Origin of the sequence: Clostridioides sp. ZZV15-6383 (assembly GCF_020657735.1) — a bacterium.
GTDB lineage: Bacteria > Bacillota > Clostridia > Peptostreptococcales > Peptostreptococcaceae > Clostridioides > Clostridioides difficile_D.
In genome coordinates this window covers 1-255 of record NZ_JAGWCV010000223.1, presented here as the reverse complement: position 1 = coordinate 255, position 255 = coordinate 1, and the positions used below count along the sequence as shown (strand labels likewise).

Below are 255 nucleotides of genomic sequence, written 5' to 3'. Positions count from 1 at the left end.
TCCAGATAACCCGGATCCAGATAACCCAGATCCAGATAACCCGGATCCAGATAACCCGGATCCAGATAATGGAGGAAATAGCAAACCAAATCCAGATAATGGAGGAAATAGTAAACCGGATCCAGATGGTGGAGGAAATAGCAAACCAAATCCAGATAATGGAGGAAATAGTAAACCGGATCCAGATAGTGGAGGAAATAGCAAACCAAATCCAGATAATGGAGGAAATAGTAAACCGGATCCAGATAGTGGAGG

General features: G+C 43.5%; 1 protein-coding gene. It reads left to right on the top strand.

Annotated features, from left to right (window positions below; all coding sequences use genetic code 11):
• Window positions 1-255, top strand: a 255-nt coding sequence (locus tag KGF42_RS19555; RefSeq protein WP_227826943.1) for a hypothetical protein, incomplete at both ends; no start/stop codon positions are given.